This window comes from Pseudomonadales bacterium (assembly GCA_041395665.1).
GTDB lineage: Bacteria > Pseudomonadota > Gammaproteobacteria > Pseudomonadales > UBA7239 > UBA7239.
This window is the reverse complement of sequence record JAWLAB010000005.1, coordinates 158,932-174,500: the sequence shown is the minus strand read 5'-3', so window position 1 is coordinate 174,500 and position 15,569 is coordinate 158,932. Positions and strand designations below refer to the sequence as shown.

The following is a 15,569-nucleotide window of genomic DNA, read 5'->3' as shown; positions in this document are numbered from 1 at the left end:
CGCTGCTTTCTTGCCACTCGATACCCTGTTCCCGACGATGAAAAAACTGTTTGCCATTGCTATCTCCTCGCTGCTGTTTTGCAATTTCGCGCACGCTGTGCGCTTACAACAGCCGTATGCCGTGGATGTGGTGGTGGCGAGCCAATCGTCGGCTGATCGTGCGATTGCTGTACGCCAAGGTTTTCTGTTGGTGTTGGAAAAGTTGAGTGGTCAGCGTCTCGATGGCAACGCACAAATTACGGCTGCACAGAACAAAGCGGATGCTTTTGTCGCGCAGTTTTCCTATCAACAAAATCCACCAGTAGAGAACACAGCGCCTAGTTGGTTTTTGCATTTAGTGTTTGAGCAGGCGGCTGTTGATCGTTTGTTGCACGATGCAGGAATTCCTGTATGGCCCTTGGATCGCCCGCAAGTAATGTTGCTGGTAATGGATAACCAAAATCGTCTACTACCTGCTGTTGATGACACCAATCAAATCGCTGCGGTGACGCGCATCGGCAACACACGCGGTGTGCCTGTGTTGTTGCCAAAAACAGAGATGAATGACATTGCTACTACCGCCAGTGTGCAAAGTTTGGATACGGCTGCGTTGATGGCGCAAGCCATTCAACAGGGCGCAAATGCGTTGTTGCTCGGCAATATCAGCGGCAGTGATGAAAAAGGTTGGGCAGGGCAGTGGGCGTTGCGTATCGGTGAGCAGGAGCAGCCATTTACAGAAAAAGCCGCAACTTTTGCTGCGCTGATGGATGCAGTACTGCGTCACACAGCAGAAATGTTGTCGACACATTATCGCAATAACACGGCAATCGATGTCGGCTCTGCGCCACTGCGTTTGCAAGTAGACGATGTGCGCAGTTACGCGGCTTTTATGCAGTTGCGACAGTATCTGGAAAAGTTAGAAGCGGTAGAAAATATAGGTAATATGCAGATTAATGGCACAACGGTGATTGTTGATCTCAGCGTCAAAGGGCGCGAAAGTTTTCGCAATTTATTTGGATTATTTAAATCGGTGCAATGGCAGGAAGAAGTGCCATCATCGATACAGAACGGTGAAACAGCCGCAGCGCCAGTGTGGCGTTATCGCTGGGTAGATTGATATAAATGCACAAACAGTAGAGGTGACTTATGAGTCTTTTTCAAAATAACAGCCTGAGCATAGGCGGCACACCACTGATCCAACTCAGTCGCATTTCAAAGCATAAAATTTTTGCCAAAGTAGAAAGTCGCAATCCAGCAGGTTCGGTGAAGTGCCGTATCGGCGCTGGCATGGTAGAAGACGCAGAACAGCGCGGTGTATTAAAAACAGGCATGGAATTAGTGGAGCCAACCAGCGGCAACACAGGTATCGCGCTGGCGTTTGTCGGCGCAGCAAAAGGCTACAAAGTCACACTTACCATGCCGTCCAGCATGAGTTTAGAACGCCGCCAAGTATTGAAAGCACTAGGCGCCAATGTTGTGCTGACAGATCCTGCTTTAGGCATGAACGGTGCGATCGCAAAAGCCAAAGACATTGTGGCGAGCAATCCATCGCATTATTTGATGCTGCAACAATTTGAAAATCCTGCCAATCCACAGGCGCATGAAAACACCACAGGTCCAGAAATTTGGAACGACACCAATGGCGCGATTGATATTTTGATCAGCGGTGTTGGCACCGGCGGCACGATCACCGGTGTGTCGCGTTATATCAAACAGCAAAAAGGCAAAAATATTCTTTCTGTTGCGGTAGAGCCGGAATCATCTTTCGTGATGCGCGCGGTGAAAGAAGGAAAAGATTTGAAACACGCGCCGCACAAAATCCAAGGACTCGGTGCAGGATTTATCCCTGGCACTTTGGATATGGCGATGGTGGATGAAGTGGAAGCCATCAGCGATGACGAGGCCATGCAGTGGGCACATCGTTTGATGCGCGAAGAAGGTATTCTCGCTGGTATTTCCAGTGGTGCAGCGATGGCTGCCGCTGAGCGCGTAGCATTGCGTCCTGAACATGCCGGTAAAACGGTTGTGGTGGTGCTGCCAGATTCTGCCGAGCGTTATTTGTCATCGCCATTGTTTGACAGTGTTTTTAGTGAGCAGGAAAAAAAGCAGTAATCACAGAGCATAGTTGGCGGTAATGCTTCTTTGTTCTCTGCCGGTTAGAATTGCCGCCCCCAATTCCGCCACCCACTGCCTTATGGACTGCACACATGTCGCAAATTCTCGACAAACAGCAGACCCAGCTGAAGCTGGAGCAGCTGAACGAAGCGCTATCTAGCGGAACATTTCTTCAAGTGCGACATATGCTGAACAGCTTGTCGCCACCCAATATTGCAACCCTTTTAGAATCCAGCGCCCCCAAAAACCGTGCCGTGTTATGGCAGTTAGTCGATCAAGATCGGCAAGCTGAAATTATTTTGTGGTTGAACGACGAAATCCAAAGTCATTTATTAAAAGATATCGATCCCGATCGTTTGGTCGACATGATTGATGAGCTGGATGACGACGATATCGCTGATATTTTGGAAGATGTACCAGAAACGGTAATCGAAGAAGTGTTGTCGTCGATGACGGAGCAAGATCGTCAGCGCGTTGAGCATATTTTATCTTATGATGAAGATGCTGCCGGTCGTTTGATGAACACGGATGCCATCACGATTCGCCCGCGTGTGACGCTGGATGTGGTGTTGCGCTATCTGCGTATGCACAAAGAATTGCCGCCGACTACCGACTGCGTTTTTGTCGTCAACAACGACGATCAATTGGTGGGTTTGTTGCCGATAGCCAAAATTTTGACTACCGATCCAGCGGTTTCTGTGCGTGAAGTGATGGTGACGCATTTGCAACCGATTCCCGCCACCATGAAAGCCAGTGAAGTGGCGCAATTGTTTGAACGCTATGACTGGATTACCGCACCGGTTGTGGATGACGACGGAAAATTGCTCGGTCGTATCACGGTTGATGATGTGATTGATGTCATCATCGACGAAGCGGACCACTCGCTGTTGAGTATGGCGGGTATTACCGACGAAGAAGATATTTTTGCACCGGCACAAAAAATTGTGCACCTGCGTTCGATGTGGCTGGGCATCAATTTAGTCACAGCGTTTATGGCATCGTGGGTCGTGGGTTTATTTGAAGGTACGATTGAAAAAGTTGTCGCGCTTGCCGTGTTGATGCCGATTGTTGCTGGGCAGGGCGGCGTTTCCGGTACGCAAACTTTGACGGTGGTGATTCGCGGTTTAGCGTTAGGGCAATTGTCACGCCACAATGTTGGCTGGTTGTTTAATCGCGAAATTATTGTTGGATTACTCAACGGATTAATTTGGGGCGTGGTGGTTGGTGTTGTTGCGGCCTATTGGTTCTCTGATACAAAGCTGGGGCTTGTTATTGGTGCTGCGATGGTGATTAACATGATCGTTGCGGCACTCTCTGGCGTACTGCTGCCGTTGATGATGAAACGCATGAAAATTGATCCCGCTTTGGCAGGTAGTGTGATTCTCACTACTTTCACCGATTGCATGGGTTTCTTTGCCTTCTTAGGTTTGGCGACGCTGTTTTATTTATGACGCGCAGGAATCGCACATTATCAGAATCTGCTATGACGGATAGCGAACTGGACGAAAAGCCCAGCAAATCGCAGCGCAAGCGCGATATGACAGCAGCGCAGGAATTGGGTGAGCAATTATTGCAACTCAAAGTTGATGTTTTGCAAAAAATGCCCTTGGGCGAACGCTTGCTGGAAACGCTTTTGCAAGCACAAAAAATGACGCAACACGAAGCGCGCCGCCGTCATTTGCAGTTGATTGGCAAGTTGATGCGTGATGCCGATGTCGATGCCATTCAAGAGGCTTTTCTGGAGACGCAATCCGGCAGTGCTGCGGCGACACGCGCTCTGCATGAGTTGGAACATTGGCGCGCGCGTTTATTGCAAGAAGGTGATGCGGCGATCACAGAAGCGCTGACTGTTTTTCCTGAGATGGATGTGCAGCAGTTGCGGCAATTGATACGCGAAGCAAAGCGTGAAATATCGCTGGCAAAACCACCGGCGGCAGCGCGAAAATTGTTTCAATATTTGAAACGGTATCAAGCGCAATGAAACCGACCCTGCAACTTCGGCAAGGGCAATCGCTGGCGATGACGCCGCAGTTGCAGCAGGCAATCAAATTGCTGCAATTATCAACTTTGGAGTTGCAGCTCGAAATTCAGCAGACGCTGGAATCTAACCCGATGTTGGAGATGCTGGAGGAAGGCGAATCCTCGGAAGATAATTTGCCGGTGATCAGCGAAGAAGATCTCGCACGGCTGCGCCAAACCTCGAATGAAGTGGTCGATTTCAGTGCGCCGGAGCAGAGCAGTGCCGCATCGGAAGAGTGGAGCGACGAACACATTCCTGATGAATTGCCGGTTGATAGTCAGTGGGATGATGTGTTTGAAGTCAGCAGTGGCACTGCATCACACAGCGATGAAGATTTTGATTTCGATAGCCGCAATACCGCCACAGAAACGCTGCAAGAGCATTTGTTGTGGCAACTCAATCTCACGCCGATGTCCGATCGTGATCGCATCGTGGCACTTGCGATTATTGATGCAGTTGCCTCTAGTGGTTTTTTGGAAATGTCAGCGGAAGATATTCATCAAGGTCTGCTAGCACAGTGGCAAGATGAAGACGATTTAGAATTGGATGAAGTGCTGGCTGTATTGCACCGCATACAGCAGTTTGATCCGCCAGGTGTTGCAGCACATGATTTGCGCGAGTGTTTGCTCATTCAACTCAACCAATTGCACGAAGATACGCCGTGGTTGTTGGATGCCAAATTAGTGGTGTCGGAGTATTTGGATTTATTGGGCTCGCGTGATTACAAATTATTGATGCGTAAATCTGAAATTCGCGAAAACACACTTAAAAAAGCGATTGAATTGATTCGTAGTTTGAAGCCGCAACCAGGGGCGGCAATTGAAGAAGAAAAAACTGAATATGTGGTGCCGGATGTGTATGTGCGCCGCAAGCGCACGCGCTGGGTGGTGGAATTGAATCCAGACATTGCCCCGCGTCTGCGCATCAATGCTGATTACGCGGCTTTGGTGCGCCGCGCAGATTCATCCGCCGATAACGCTTTTTTGCGCGATTGTTTGCAAGAGGCGCGTTGGTTTCTGAAAAGTTTGACCAGTCGCAATGAAACGCTGATGAAAGTCGCGACAGCAATCGTCGAACATCAACGCGGTTTTTTGGAATACGGTGCCGAGGCGATGAAGCCGATGGTGTTGGCGAATATTGCGGAATCGGTGGGGCTGCATGAATCCACTATTTCGCGCGTGGTGAATCAAAAATACATGCACACACCAGGCGGCGTATTTGAACTCAAATATTTCTTCTCTAGTCATGTCAGCACCGCAGGTGGCGGTGAATGTTCGTCTACCGCAGTGCGCACCATGATCAAAAAATTGATTGGCGAGGAGGGTGCCAGCAAACCGTTGTCGGATAGCGCCATTGTCGCCCTGCTGGAAAAACAGGGTGTGCAAGTGGCGCGGCGCACCGTCGCCAAATACCGCGAATCCCTCAATATCCCGCCGTCCAGCGAGCGCAAGCGGTTGGGTTGAGTAATCTCCCCGCAGCCATTTCTGCAATCGCTTTGCGGATGGCTTGCAGCAAGTCCCAAAACGGGACTAGAATGACTCCCATGCGTATCATCGCTCTATCTACGCTGAAAGCCTTTTGGTCGGGTTCACCCGCTTATGCGGACGCTATCGAACCAACCATGGCTTGGTATCGAGAAACACTGAAGGCTGACTGGGATACCCCCAATGCGGTGAAAACGCAATTTGCCCATGCCAGTGTTCTCCGAGATGGTCGCGTCGTGTTCAACATTGCCGGTAACAAGTACCGGTTAGTGGCTTGGATCAACTACCCCTACCGCGTGGTGTATGTGCGCTTTATCGGAACCCACCAGCAGTACGATGCCATCGACGCACAGACCATTTGAGGTGATTTATGGAGATTCGTCCCATCAAAACAGCGGCAGATTACCAAGCAACCTTGCAAGAAATCGATCTGCTGATGCTAGCTAAAGCCAATACGCCAGAGGGTGATCGCTTGGATGTACTGGTCACGCTGGTAGAGGCATACGAAAGAGAGCACTACCCCATGGATTTCCCCGATCCTGTGGAAGCCATCAAATTTCGAATGGAGCAACAAGGGCTAACGGTTGAAGACCTCGTGCCGGTGATCGGCCGTAAGAATCGCGTCTACGAAGTATTAGCCCGCAAACGCCCCTTGACCCTGCGGATGATTGAAGGGCTGCACGAAACATTCGCAATTCCCGCTGAAAGCTTGTTAAAGCACTCTTGTCATGAAAATCGGCGAATGGCGTAATGCCATGCGCTTTCTGCCAGCGAGTTCCAGGCCCCTCCGTCACTGCGTGACACCTCCCCTATGTGTCATTGGGGAGGCTAGTAATCTCCCTCTGCGAAGCAGGGGGAGTGGCGCGTGGCGCCGAGGGGGTCAACTACGCCGCCATTTCCGCAATCGCTTTGCGGATGGCTTCGTCTGGCACACCTTGGTGCCGCAGTGCCTCTACAAAACGGTTGATTGCAGTGTCTTCCAATTTTTCTAAATCAATCCGCAACGCCTGACCGATGTAGGCGCGCATCAACGGCTGGTAGCCGGTGTAGCCCAGCAGTGGCGCTATGCGTTTCAAATCTGCCAGCACATCGTCAGGCATGCGCAGCGTTACCGTGCTCATGGGGCGATTGCGCTGTAAGCGCGCTTTCATATCAGTCATTTTCATAGCTATCCCGCTCCTGTTTGGTTGCCTTGCGGGCTGAAATCAGCCGTATGTAATCGTTTTCTTGGATCAGATGCACAACAAAGAGCAGCCTGCTTTTGGCGTCCATACCGATGATGGCATCGCGCGCTTCATCCTCTCTGCTGGCATCAACCACTTTCAAAAAGGGATCAAAAAAGGCTTCTGCCGCTTGCTCTAAGCTGATGCCGTGTTTTTTCTCGTTTGTGGCTGCCTTGTCGCGATTAGCCACAAACGCAATCCCGTTCAACAGGAATTCCGTATCCATAATTTACTGCCATATCCATATGTATTTACATTGTTAATACATTTTTGAGAGCTGTCAAACGCTAGTCGCGTTCAGTGAGTAAGCCTGCACGCAGCGCGAAAGTGTGTGGTCAGATCAAGTTTGTAATTAACCCCTCCGTCACTGCGTGACACCTCCCCTATGACATAGGGGAGGCTAATCGGCCAGATATGGTCAAGCATGCTTGACTAATTGAGTGGTGCTTCTTACCATCCTGCTCAGTGATTCTTGCTACGCTGAGGTGCACCCATGAATGTATTGCAGAAAGATTATGTCGGTCTGTACAGCCCGTATTCACATGATGTTCACGATGACCCGTATCCGTATTACAAAGCGCTGCGTGATAACAGCCCCGTACATTACGACGCCAATGGCGATTTCTACATCCTCAGCCGTTTCGATGATGTGCAGATGGCAATGCGCGATTTCAAACGCTTCTCCAGCGAAGAAGGTGTGGCTTTAGAAGCGGATGCCGCCAAAGGCTACCCGATGGTGATCACCATGGTGCCGCCCAAGCACACGCGCACACGCAAAGTGATTAGCCGTGTTTTAACGCCGGATAATGTCGCGGCGTTGGAGCCGATGACGCACGTCAAGGCTGTCAAATTGCTGGAGCCGTTTCGTGACACGGGACGCATCGACACCGTTGCAGATTTCGGCGCGTATTTGCCGATGTATGTGATCGGCACCATGTTGAAAATCCCTGAAAGCGACCACGATCAAATTCGCGTGTGGACCGACAACTTGCTGGAGCGTGAAGACGGCGTGATGGCGATGCCGCCTATCGTGGCAGAGAGCTATCTCAATATGGCGCAGTATTTTGAGGATTTCGTGAAGGATCGCGAGCAGCACATGAGCGAAGGTGACTTGCTGAGTCTTATCCTACAGGCGAAGCAAGCCGGCGAAATCACGCACGAAGAAGTGATTGGCTTTTTGATGATTTTGGGCATCGCCGGTAACGAAACCACCACCAAGTTAATCGGCAACATGACCGTGACGCTGGCGCGCAATACCGATGCGCGCGCGCAATGTGTAGCAGATCCTGCGTTAATTGCTAAAGCGGTTGAAGAAACCATGCGTATGGAAGGTTCTACGCAGTTGATTGGTCGTGTCACCACGGAAGAAGTCGAGCTGCATGGCGTGAAAATTCCTGCGGGCAAGCGTGTGGGCATGCTATTGGTGTCGGCGAATCACGATGAGCGTCACTATCAAAATCCAGAAGTGTTTGATTTAACGCGCAGCAATCGCGACCACATGGGCTTTGGTTTCGGTATTCATTCCTGCGTCGGTGCTGCGCTGGCGCGTATGGAAGGGCGAGTGGCTTTTGAAGAAATTTTGAAAGTGATGCCGAACTACAGCGTGGATTGGAATGGCTTGCAGCGCATGCACTCAGCGAATGTGCGCGGCTACACTCATGTACCCGTGACATTTTGATGCTTTTTCATTGACCGAAGCGTGCGCTGTCCCTATACTTCGCGTCCCTTGCAGCAGCAGGTTGGCGTAAAGCCAGTGGTACTGTTGTAAAGGTTGTGTGATTGCGGGGTGGAGCAGCTTGGTAGCTCGTCGGGCTCATAACCCGAAGGTCGTTGGTTCAAATCCAGCCCCCGCTACCAAATCATCGAAACAGTGGCAGGCTCACTGTTTCTGACGGGGCCCCTTTATGGGGCTTTTTGTTATCTGGCGATTGCGTTGCTGCAGTCGTCAACGGAGATGGGCCTAGTGCCCATTTTTTTGTGGTGAAAAAAATACAGTGTTGCGAAAACGCGGAGATCAATGAGTAGAGCAGACGACTTAGAAACCTTGTTAGCGCCCGTGGTGGCTGCACAAGGTTGTGAACTGTGGAGCCTTGAGTTTTCTATGCAAGGTCGCCGCAGTCTGCTGCGTATTTTTATTGATTCGGCTGCGGGTATTTCGTTGGAAGATTGCGAGCGTGTGAGCCGACAAGTGAGCGCGGTGTTGGATGTAGAAGATCCCATCACCAGCGCCTATACCTTGGAAGTATCGTCGCCTGGTTTAGATCGCCAGTTGCACAAACCAGAACATTTTGAACGCTACATCGGCGCAATCGTGGCAGTAAAACTGCGTATGCCTTACGAAGGGCGTCGCCGTTTTCAGGGGCGATTGAATGGTTTAGAAGACGGCGATTTGGTATTGCAAGTGGAAGACACAGAATTTTTATTGCCGCTGGATGGTATTGATAAAGCCAATGTCGTTCCTGTCTTTGACGAAAAAGATGATGCAACAACAGAATCGGCAGTAACGACTGCTACAGGTGCATTGCGTGAAGGCGCTGTCGTCGGTGACGCGTTTTCAAACGATGCGGAAAACAAGTAATCCAATCAACCAATAAATCAATCAATTGGAGTCTAGGAGTTTCACGATGAGCAAAGAAATTCTTTTGGTGGCGGATGCTGTCTCCCACGAGCGGGGAGTAGACAAGGAAATGATTTTTCAAGCCTTGGAGCAGGCGCTCGCGTCAGCGACCAAAAAACGCTACGACGAAAATGCAGATATCGTGGTAACGATTGACAGGCAAACAGGCAGTTACACCACTGTTAGACGCTGGGAAGTGATGCCAGATGATGTGTTGGCGGAGCTCGGCACGCAATTCACGCTGGAAGAAGCGCATGAACAAGACACCAGCCTCAAAGCGGGCGATATCTACGAAGAAACGGTAGAAAACATCGAGTTTGGACGTATCGCTGCACAAACCGCTAAACAAGTGATTGTGCAAAAAGTGCGTGAAGCCGAACGCGCGCAGATGGTGGATATGTATCGTCATCGCCTCGGCGAATTGATCAATGGTTCGGTTAAAAAAGTCACACGCGACAACATCATTGTCGATTTAGGTAGCAACGCCGAAGCGATTTTGCCGCGTGAAAACTTGGTTGGTCGTGAATTGTTCCGTATGAATGATCGTGTGCGCGCAGTGTTGATCGAAATTCGTCAAGATCAACGCGGCCCGCAATTAATTTTGTCGCGCAGCTGTCCAGAAATGCTGATCGAATTGTTCAAAATTGAAGTGCCAGAAATTGCTGAGCAAGTAATCGAAATTCGCGCAGCTGCTCGTGATCCAGGTTCGCGTGCAAAAATCGCAGTAAAAACCAATGACGGTCGTATCGATCCTGTCGGTGCTTGCGTGGGTATGCGCGGTTCGCGTGTGCAAGCGGTATCCGGTGAATTGGATAACGAGCGCATTGATATCGTGTTGTGGAATGACAACCCTGCGCAATTAGTCATCAGTGCGATGGCGCCGGCGGAAGTGGAATCTATCGTGATGGACGAAGACACACGCACGATGGATGTTGCGGTGGCAGAAGAAAATTTGGCAATGGCGATTGGTCGCGGCGGTCAAAATGTGAAGTTGGCTTCACAACTGACGGGCTGGGCAATCAATGTCATGAGCACTGAAGAAGCCGAAGCTAAACAGCAGCAAGAAGCAGGTTCTATTTTGGAGTTGTTTATGGCGGCATTGGATGTGGATGAAGATGTTGCATCGGTGTTGGTGGAAGAAGGTTTTACTTCGTTAGAAGAAGTGGCTTATGTACCGCTCGATGAAATGATGAACATCGAAGGTTTTGACGAAGAGGTTGCTACCGAATTGCGTAATCGTGCAAAAGACGCACTGTTGACGCGTGCGCTGGCAAAAGAAGAACGCGCCGGCGGACAGCCTGCTGCAGATTTGTTGAGCATGGATGGTATGGATGAAGCGCTAGCTTACAAGTTGGCAGCGAACGGTATTTGCACCATGGAAGATTTAGCGGAACAAGCGGTTGATGATGTTTTGGAAATTGCCCCTGAATTGGGCGAAGAAAAAATAGCGAGTCTGATTATGACGGCGCGTGCGCCGTGGTTTGCCTGATTACTTGAGCTGAGATAAAGAACGCATCAAGTAGATTGGGTAGAGGAGTGTTGCATGAGCGATGTTGTAGTTAGTCAGTTGGCAGAAAATATTGGCACCCCCGTTGAGCGTTTGCTGAAACAAATGGAAGACGCAGGTTTGCCTCAACGCAAAGCGAGCGATTCTGTTTCAGATGAACAGAAAGAAGTTTTATTGAACTTCTTGCGTGAAGCACACGGCGGTGAAGTGGACAGTGGCCCAAAAAAAATCACTTTGAAACGCAAAACTGTTAGCACGCTGAAAACAGGCACGGGTGCTGCGCGCAAATCCGTGAGTGTTGAAGTGCGCAAGAAACGCACTTATGTCAAACGCGAAGATGCGGCGGCTGATGATTCTGCTGCGCAGCAAGCTGAAATTGAAACGGAATTGGAAACTAGCGCAGCGGTGGTTGAAACTGTTGTCGAGACACCCGTTATCGAAGAAGTTCCCGTTATTGAAGAAGTAGAACAAGGACCTGCTGCGCCCGAAGTTGTAGAGCCGGAGCCAGAACCCGTTGTTGCAGCTGTTGAGGAAGCGGTTGAAGCAGCGCCGGAGCCAGAAGTGCGCGTACCTTCAAAATTGGCAGGTAAAATTTTAGGTCGTTCCGCGTTGGATGATGCGGAGCAACGCCGTCAAGCCGCTATTCTCGCTCGCCGTGCAGCAGAAGAAATTGAGCAGCTGGAGTTGGCACGCAAGAAAAAAATCTTGGAAGCGGAGAAGCAAAGCAAAGCGCAGGCAGCTGCCAGCGCTGGCGAAAAACCTGCTGCAGCGGCAGCGGCGACAGATACGCGCCCTGATGTGCTGAAAAAACGCACCAAACAGGATGAAGAAGACGATAAGAAGAAAAAAGGTGGCGCTGCCAAAACGCGTGAAAAAGCGGGCAGAGCAAAACCGAATCGTAATGATGTGTTTGAAATTCTGGATGAAGAAGATGTTGAGCGTCACAGCGAAGACATGGACTTCCGCCCCTTTGCTCAGGGCAAAGGCAAACACAAAGTAAAAGTCAGTAACAAACACACATTCCAGCGCCCAACGGAAAAACAGGTATTGCAAGTTGCACTGCCAGAAGAAATTCCAGTAGGTGATTTGGCGCAGAAAATGAATGTCAAAGGCGTGGAAGTCGTGAAAGCGCTAATGAAATTGGGTGTGATGGCGAATATCAGTCAGACGATTGATCGCGATACGGCAACACTGATTGTCGAAGAGTTTGGTCACACGGCTGTTTCTGTTTCTGAAAACGCACTGGAAGAAAATTTAGAAGCCTTGTTGGCAGGTGATGAAGGTACAGCATTGCCGCGTGCGCCTGTTGTAACGGTAATGGGTCATGTCGATCACGGTAAAACTTCATTGCTCGATTACATTCGTAAAGCCAAAGTAGCATCAGGCGAAGCGGGTGGTATTACACAGCACATTGGCGCCTATCGTGTAGAAACAGCGCGCGGTTTAATCACTTTCTTGGATACACCAGGTCACGCAGCCTTTACTGCGATGCGTTCTCGCGGCGCGCAATCAACGGATGTCGTTATTCTTGTTGTTGCAGCGGATGACGGTGTGATGCCGCAGACAGTGGAAGCGATTCAACACGCAAAAGCTGCTGGCGTGCCTATTGTTGTTGCGATCAACAAAATTGATAAACCCGCTGCCGATCCTGAGCGTGTAAAAAATGAATTAGTGCAACGCGAAGTGATTCCAGAAGAATGGGGTGGTGATACGCAGTTCATCCCTGTTTCTGCACACACGGGCGAAGGTATCGATAATTTGCTGGAAGCCGTTTTGCTGCAAGCAGAAATGCTGGAGCTGCGTGCGCCAGCCGATATCGCTGCGCAAGGTGTTGTTATCGAATCGCGCTTGGATAAAGGCCGCGGTGCGGTAGCCAGTTTGTTGGTGCAGCGCGGCACACTGCGTCGCGGAGACATTGTGTTGGCGGGCGTGAATTACGGCCGCGTGCGCGCCATGTTTGATCATACTGGGAAAGCGATTGATGAAGCGGGGCCTTCCGTGCCTGTTGAATTATTGGGCTTGGATGGTGTGCCGAATGCTGGCGATAGCTTCATGGTGGTGCCAGATGAGCGCCGCGCGCGCGAAGTGGCGCAATTCCGTGAACAGAAATTGCGTCAATCGCGTCACGGTCGTCAGCAGTCAGTCAATTTGGAAAATATTTTTGACAATATCGGCGTTGATGAGAAAAAAATTCTCAACATCGTATTGAAAGCCGATGTACGCGGTTCTTTGGAAGCCATTCAAACGTCGTTGGCTGGATTGGGTAACGACGAAGTGGAAGTGCGCGTGGTGAGTGGGGGTGTAGGCGGTATCGCAGAAACCGATGTCAACCTCGCCGTAACAACTAGCGCGATTATTCTGGGCTTCAATGTGCGAGCCGAAGGTGCCGCGCGTAAACGCGCAGAACAAGAAGGCGTAGAAATTCGTTACTACAGCATCATCTACAATTTGTTGGATGAAATGAAACTGGCGTTGGCAGGTATGTTGGCGCCAGAAACGCGCGAAGAGATTGTCGGTATTGCACAAGTGCGCGATGTCTTTAATTCACCGAAGTTTGGTCAAATCGCTGGCTGTATGGTGATAGAAGGCACTGTGTATCGCAATAAACCGATTCGCGTGTTGCGCGACAATGTGGTGATTTACCAAGGGCAATTGGAATCATTGCGCCGCTTCAAAGACGACGCATCCGAAGTGCGTGCGGGTATGGAGTGCGGTATCGGCGTGAAAGATTACAACGATGTCAAAGTGGGTGACCAAATTGAGGTCTACCAAGTCAGCACCATTGCGCGCACGCTGTAATACGACGAACGATAGGTACGCAAAAGCATGGCACAGGAATACAGCCGCACACAGCGCGTGGGAGATTATCTCAAGCGCGAGTTGGCTCTGCTGATTCAGCAAGAGCTGCGCGACCCGCGTGTCGGCATGGTGAATATCAACGAAGTGGAAGTGAGTCGCGATTTGGCGCACGCCAAAGTGTTTGTCACTTTTGTTGGTGATCGCAGCGATGAAATCAACGCGCAGGCATTGAAAGTTTTGAATGCGGCGCAAGGTTTTTTGCGCAGTCGCATCGCGTCAAATAATCACATGCGCACCACGCCGCGTTTGAGTTTTGTGCTGGATGTGAGTGTGCAGCGCGGTGCGCGTTTGTCAGCGTTGATCGATCAAGCACTCGCTGCGGATAGCGAGCTGCATTCAGCGCCTAAAGACTAGGGCTTCAAGATGAGCAAACCACGCAAGGCGCGCGGTCGGCGTGTCGATGGTATTTTGTTGTTGGATAAACCACTGGGCATGAGTTCAAACGCTGCATTACAGCGCGTGAAGTGGCTGTTTTCTGCAGCAAAAGCGGGGCATACCGGCAGTTTGGATCCGATGGCGACTGGTGTATTGCCGCTGTGCTTTGGCGAAGCCACCAAGTTTTCACAGCATTTGTTGGATGCCGATAAAGCGTACCGCTGCACGATTCGTTTTGGTATTCGCACCAGTACGGCGGATGCAGAAGGCGAAGTGTTGTCGGATAAACCAGCACCGGCGTTGACGCAAGAACAAGTGCAGGCCGCGATGGCGGGCTTCGTGGGGCAGATCGAACAAGTACCGCCCATGTTTTCCGCGCTAAAGCATCAAGGGACGCCGCTGTATAAATTGGCGCGTGAAGGTGTCGAGATTGAGCGCGCGTCACGCCGCGTCACTATCCATCAACTGACGCTTCTCGATTTCCGTACGGGTGGTTATCCCGAAGCGGATATTGAGGTGGTCGTCAGCAAAGGCACTTACATACGCACGCTAGCGGAAGATATTGGTGAGAAGCTGGCATACGGTGCGCATGTGTCGGCTTTGCGGCGCATACAGGCGGGACAGTTCAAGGAAGCGGCTTGTGTTTCTCTGGAGCGCCTTGTTGAGATTTGTGGTGAGGATAGAGAGCAAGCGGCGGCACAGCTCGATCAGTTTTTGCTACCGATGGAGTCTGCGCTTGCGCATTTGCCAGTGGTCACTGTGCCGGCGTCGATGGGTGCTTATTTGCGCCAAGGGCAGGCGGTATTGGCGCTTGACGCGCTGCGAGTGGCTGCGGTGGGTGAAATCATCCGAGTAATGCAGGATAATAGCGAGTTCCTTGGGGTGGCTGAAATCCAGTCGGATGGCAGAATCGCTCCAAAACGGTTGCTGCAATAAACGCAGCAAAATCACGGCGACTGTAAATATGCGCGGTCGTTAGTGAATTCATTAGCGCATATTGTTATGAGGTAGAACATGGCTCTGTCAGTTGAAGAAAAAATTGCAATTGTTAAAGAACACGGTCAAGGCGAAAAAGATACAGGCTCGACAGAAGTGCAAGTTGCACTACTGACAGCCAATATCAATAAGTTGCAAGGCCATTTTGGTGCGCACAAACAAGATCACCACTCTCGTCGCGGCTTGATTCGCATGGTTAACCAGCGTCGTAAAATGCTGGATTATCTCAAACGCAAAGACATCAATCGCTACGCGCAGTTGATTGCTAAATTAGGTTTGCGTCGCTAAGAAAGAAAATGCCGCGCCACACAAAGCGCGGCATTTTTTATTGGTTTGAAAAAATTGTCAGTTGAAGTTGAAGTTGAAGTTGAAGTTGAAGTTGAAGTGTAAGTAA

At 50.5% G+C, this 15,569-nt stretch carries 15 protein-coding genes, 1 tRNA gene and 1 pseudogene; 15 read left to right on the top strand and 2 right to left on the bottom strand.

Annotation, left to right across the window (positions count from 1 at the left end):
• Positions 1–37: 37 nt before the first annotated feature.
• The 7 genes from R3E63_08655 (at position 38) to R3E63_08625 (ending at position 6,349) form a co-directional block, all read left to right on the top strand.
• A complete protein-coding gene (locus tag R3E63_08655; GenBank protein MEZ5539994.1) occupies positions 38–1,096 on the top strand; it encodes a DUF2066 domain-containing protein in 1,059 nt (352 codons plus the stop codon).
• 29 nt (positions 1,097–1,125) lie between these two features.
• Positions 1,126–2,091 (top strand): cysteine synthase A, encoded by a 966-nt coding sequence (gene cysK / locus R3E63_08650; GenBank protein ID MEZ5539993.1) that lies wholly within the window; start codon positions 1,126–1,128, stop codon positions 2,089–2,091.
• A gap of 95 nt (positions 2,092–2,186) precedes the next feature.
• Positions 2,187–3,545: a magnesium transporter gene (mgtE, locus tag R3E63_08645; protein ID MEZ5539992.1), complete on the top strand. Its 1,359-nt coding sequence runs from the start codon at positions 2,187–2,189 to the stop codon at positions 3,543–3,545.
• Positions 3,542–4,075 carry a ribosome biogenesis factor YjgA gene (gene yjgA, locus R3E63_08640; protein ID MEZ5539991.1) on the top strand — a complete coding sequence of 178 codons (534 nt, stop codon included), beginning with the start codon at positions 3,542–3,544 and terminating at the stop codon, positions 4,073–4,075. Before mgtE ends, yjgA begins: the two co-directional genes overlap by 4 nt.
• Positions 4,072–5,577, top strand: a complete 1,506-nt coding sequence (locus R3E63_08635) for an RNA polymerase factor sigma-54 (protein ID MEZ5539990.1) — start codon at positions 4,072–4,074, stop codon at positions 5,575–5,577. Before yjgA ends, R3E63_08635 begins: the two co-directional genes overlap by 4 nt.
• A gap of 80 nt (positions 5,578–5,657) precedes the next feature.
• Entirely contained in the window at positions 5,658–5,960 is a 303-nt protein-coding gene (locus R3E63_08630) for a type II toxin-antitoxin system HigB family toxin (GenBank protein ID MEZ5539989.1), read from the top strand.
• Positions 5,961–5,968: 8 nt separating this feature from the next.
• Positions 5,969–6,349 carry a transcriptional regulator gene (locus R3E63_08625; GenBank protein ID MEZ5539988.1) on the top strand — a complete coding sequence of 127 codons (381 nt, stop codon included), beginning with the start codon at positions 5,969–5,971 and terminating at the stop codon, positions 6,347–6,349.
• A gap of 133 nt (positions 6,350–6,482) precedes the next feature.
• On the opposite strand, the gene R3E63_08620 is transcribed toward R3E63_08625, so the two are convergent.
• Both R3E63_08620 and R3E63_08615 read right to left on the bottom strand, forming a co-directional pair.
• Positions 6,483–6,764: a hypothetical protein gene (locus tag R3E63_08620; GenBank protein ID MEZ5539987.1), complete on the bottom strand. Its 282-nt coding sequence runs from the start codon at positions 6,762–6,764 to the stop codon at positions 6,483–6,485.
• The gene (locus tag R3E63_08615) at positions 6,751–7,047 is read right to left on the bottom strand and encodes a BrnT family toxin (protein ID MEZ5539986.1); all 297 of its coding nucleotides are present in this window, start codon (positions 7,045–7,047) and stop codon (positions 6,751–6,753) included. The genes R3E63_08620 and R3E63_08615 overlap by 14 nt, the downstream gene beginning before the upstream one ends.
• Positions 7,048–7,314: 267 nt before the next feature.
• On the opposite strand from R3E63_08615, the gene R3E63_08610 reads away from it, so the two are divergent.
• The 8 genes and pseudogenes from R3E63_08610 (at position 7,315) to rpsO (ending at position 15,463) form a co-directional block, all read left to right on the top strand.
• Positions 7,315–8,499 (top strand): cytochrome P450, encoded by a 1,185-nt coding sequence (locus tag R3E63_08610; GenBank protein ID MEZ5539985.1) that lies wholly within the window; start codon positions 7,315–7,317, stop codon positions 8,497–8,499.
• A 102-nt stretch (positions 8,500–8,601) separates the two neighbouring features.
• A tRNA-Met gene (locus R3E63_08605) sits at positions 8,602–8,678 on the top strand.
• Between the two features lie 160 nt (positions 8,679–8,838).
• Positions 8,839–9,291, top strand: a pseudogene (gene rimP, locus R3E63_08600) (ribosome maturation factor RimP).
• Positions 9,292–9,445: 154 nt separating this feature from the next.
• Positions 9,446–10,927 carry a transcription termination factor NusA gene (nusA, locus tag R3E63_08595; GenBank protein ID MEZ5539984.1) on the top strand — a complete coding sequence of 494 codons (1,482 nt, stop codon included), beginning with the start codon at positions 9,446–9,448 and terminating at the stop codon, positions 10,925–10,927.
• 54 nt (positions 10,928–10,981) lie between these two features.
• Positions 10,982–13,744, top strand: coding sequence for a translation initiation factor IF-2 (infB, locus tag R3E63_08590; GenBank protein MEZ5539983.1), 2,763 nt, complete (start codon positions 10,982–10,984; stop codon positions 13,742–13,744).
• Between the two features lie 27 nt (positions 13,745–13,771).
• Positions 13,772–14,158, top strand: a complete 387-nt coding sequence (gene rbfA, locus R3E63_08585) for a 30S ribosome-binding factor RbfA (GenBank protein ID MEZ5539982.1) — start codon at positions 13,772–13,774, stop codon at positions 14,156–14,158.
• A 9-nt stretch (positions 14,159–14,167) separates the two neighbouring features.
• Positions 14,168–15,115: a tRNA pseudouridine(55) synthase TruB gene (gene truB, locus R3E63_08580; GenBank protein MEZ5539981.1), complete on the top strand. Its 948-nt coding sequence runs from the start codon at positions 14,168–14,170 to the stop codon at positions 15,113–15,115.
• Between the two features lie 78 nt (positions 15,116–15,193).
• Complete coding sequence (gene rpsO, locus R3E63_08575; GenBank protein ID MEZ5539980.1) at positions 15,194–15,463, top strand: 30S ribosomal protein S15; 270 nt, start codon at positions 15,194–15,196, stop codon at positions 15,461–15,463.
• Positions 15,464–15,569 lie beyond the last annotated feature (106 nt).

What these genes read in the sequence shown, in the direction of transcription:
- R3E63_08615 (MEZ5539986.1), bottom strand. Translation starts at nt 7,047, where the DNA reads ATGGATACGGAATTCCTGTTGAACGGGATTGCGTTTGTGGCTAATCGC.
- R3E63_08610 (MEZ5539985.1), top strand. Translation starts at nt 7,315, where the DNA reads ATGAATGTATTGCAGAAAGATTATGTCGGTCTGTACAGCCCGTATTCA.
- cysK (MEZ5539993.1), top strand. Translation starts at nt 1,126, where the DNA reads ATGAGTCTTTTTCAAAATAACAGCCTGAGCATAGGCGGCACACCACTG.
- rbfA (MEZ5539982.1), top strand. Translation starts at nt 13,772, where the DNA reads ATGGCACAGGAATACAGCCGCACACAGCGCGTGGGAGATTATCTCAAG.
- R3E63_08625 (MEZ5539988.1), top strand. Translation starts at nt 5,969, where the DNA reads ATGGAGATTCGTCCCATCAAAACAGCGGCAGATTACCAAGCAACCTTG.
- R3E63_08655 (MEZ5539994.1), top strand. Translation starts at nt 38, where the DNA reads ATGAAAAAACTGTTTGCCATTGCTATCTCCTCGCTGCTGTTTTGCAAT.
- nusA (MEZ5539984.1), top strand. Translation starts at nt 9,446, where the DNA reads ATGAGCAAAGAAATTCTTTTGGTGGCGGATGCTGTCTCCCACGAGCGG.
- yjgA (MEZ5539991.1), top strand. Translation starts at nt 3,542, where the DNA reads ATGACGCGCAGGAATCGCACATTATCAGAATCTGCTATGACGGATAGC.
- R3E63_08635 (MEZ5539990.1), top strand. Translation starts at nt 4,072, where the DNA reads ATGAAACCGACCCTGCAACTTCGGCAAGGGCAATCGCTGGCGATGACG.
- truB (MEZ5539981.1), top strand. Translation starts at nt 14,168, where the DNA reads ATGAGCAAACCACGCAAGGCGCGCGGTCGGCGTGTCGATGGTATTTTG.
- R3E63_08630 (MEZ5539989.1), top strand. Translation starts at nt 5,658, where the DNA reads ATGCGTATCATCGCTCTATCTACGCTGAAAGCCTTTTGGTCGGGTTCA.
- mgtE (MEZ5539992.1), top strand. Translation starts at nt 2,187, where the DNA reads ATGTCGCAAATTCTCGACAAACAGCAGACCCAGCTGAAGCTGGAGCAG.
- infB (MEZ5539983.1), top strand. Translation starts at nt 10,982, where the DNA reads ATGAGCGATGTTGTAGTTAGTCAGTTGGCAGAAAATATTGGCACCCCC.
- R3E63_08620 (MEZ5539987.1), bottom strand. Translation starts at nt 6,764, where the DNA reads ATGAAAATGACTGATATGAAAGCGCGCTTACAGCGCAATCGCCCCATG.
- rpsO (MEZ5539980.1), top strand. Translation starts at nt 15,194, where the DNA reads ATGGCTCTGTCAGTTGAAGAAAAAATTGCAATTGTTAAAGAACACGGT.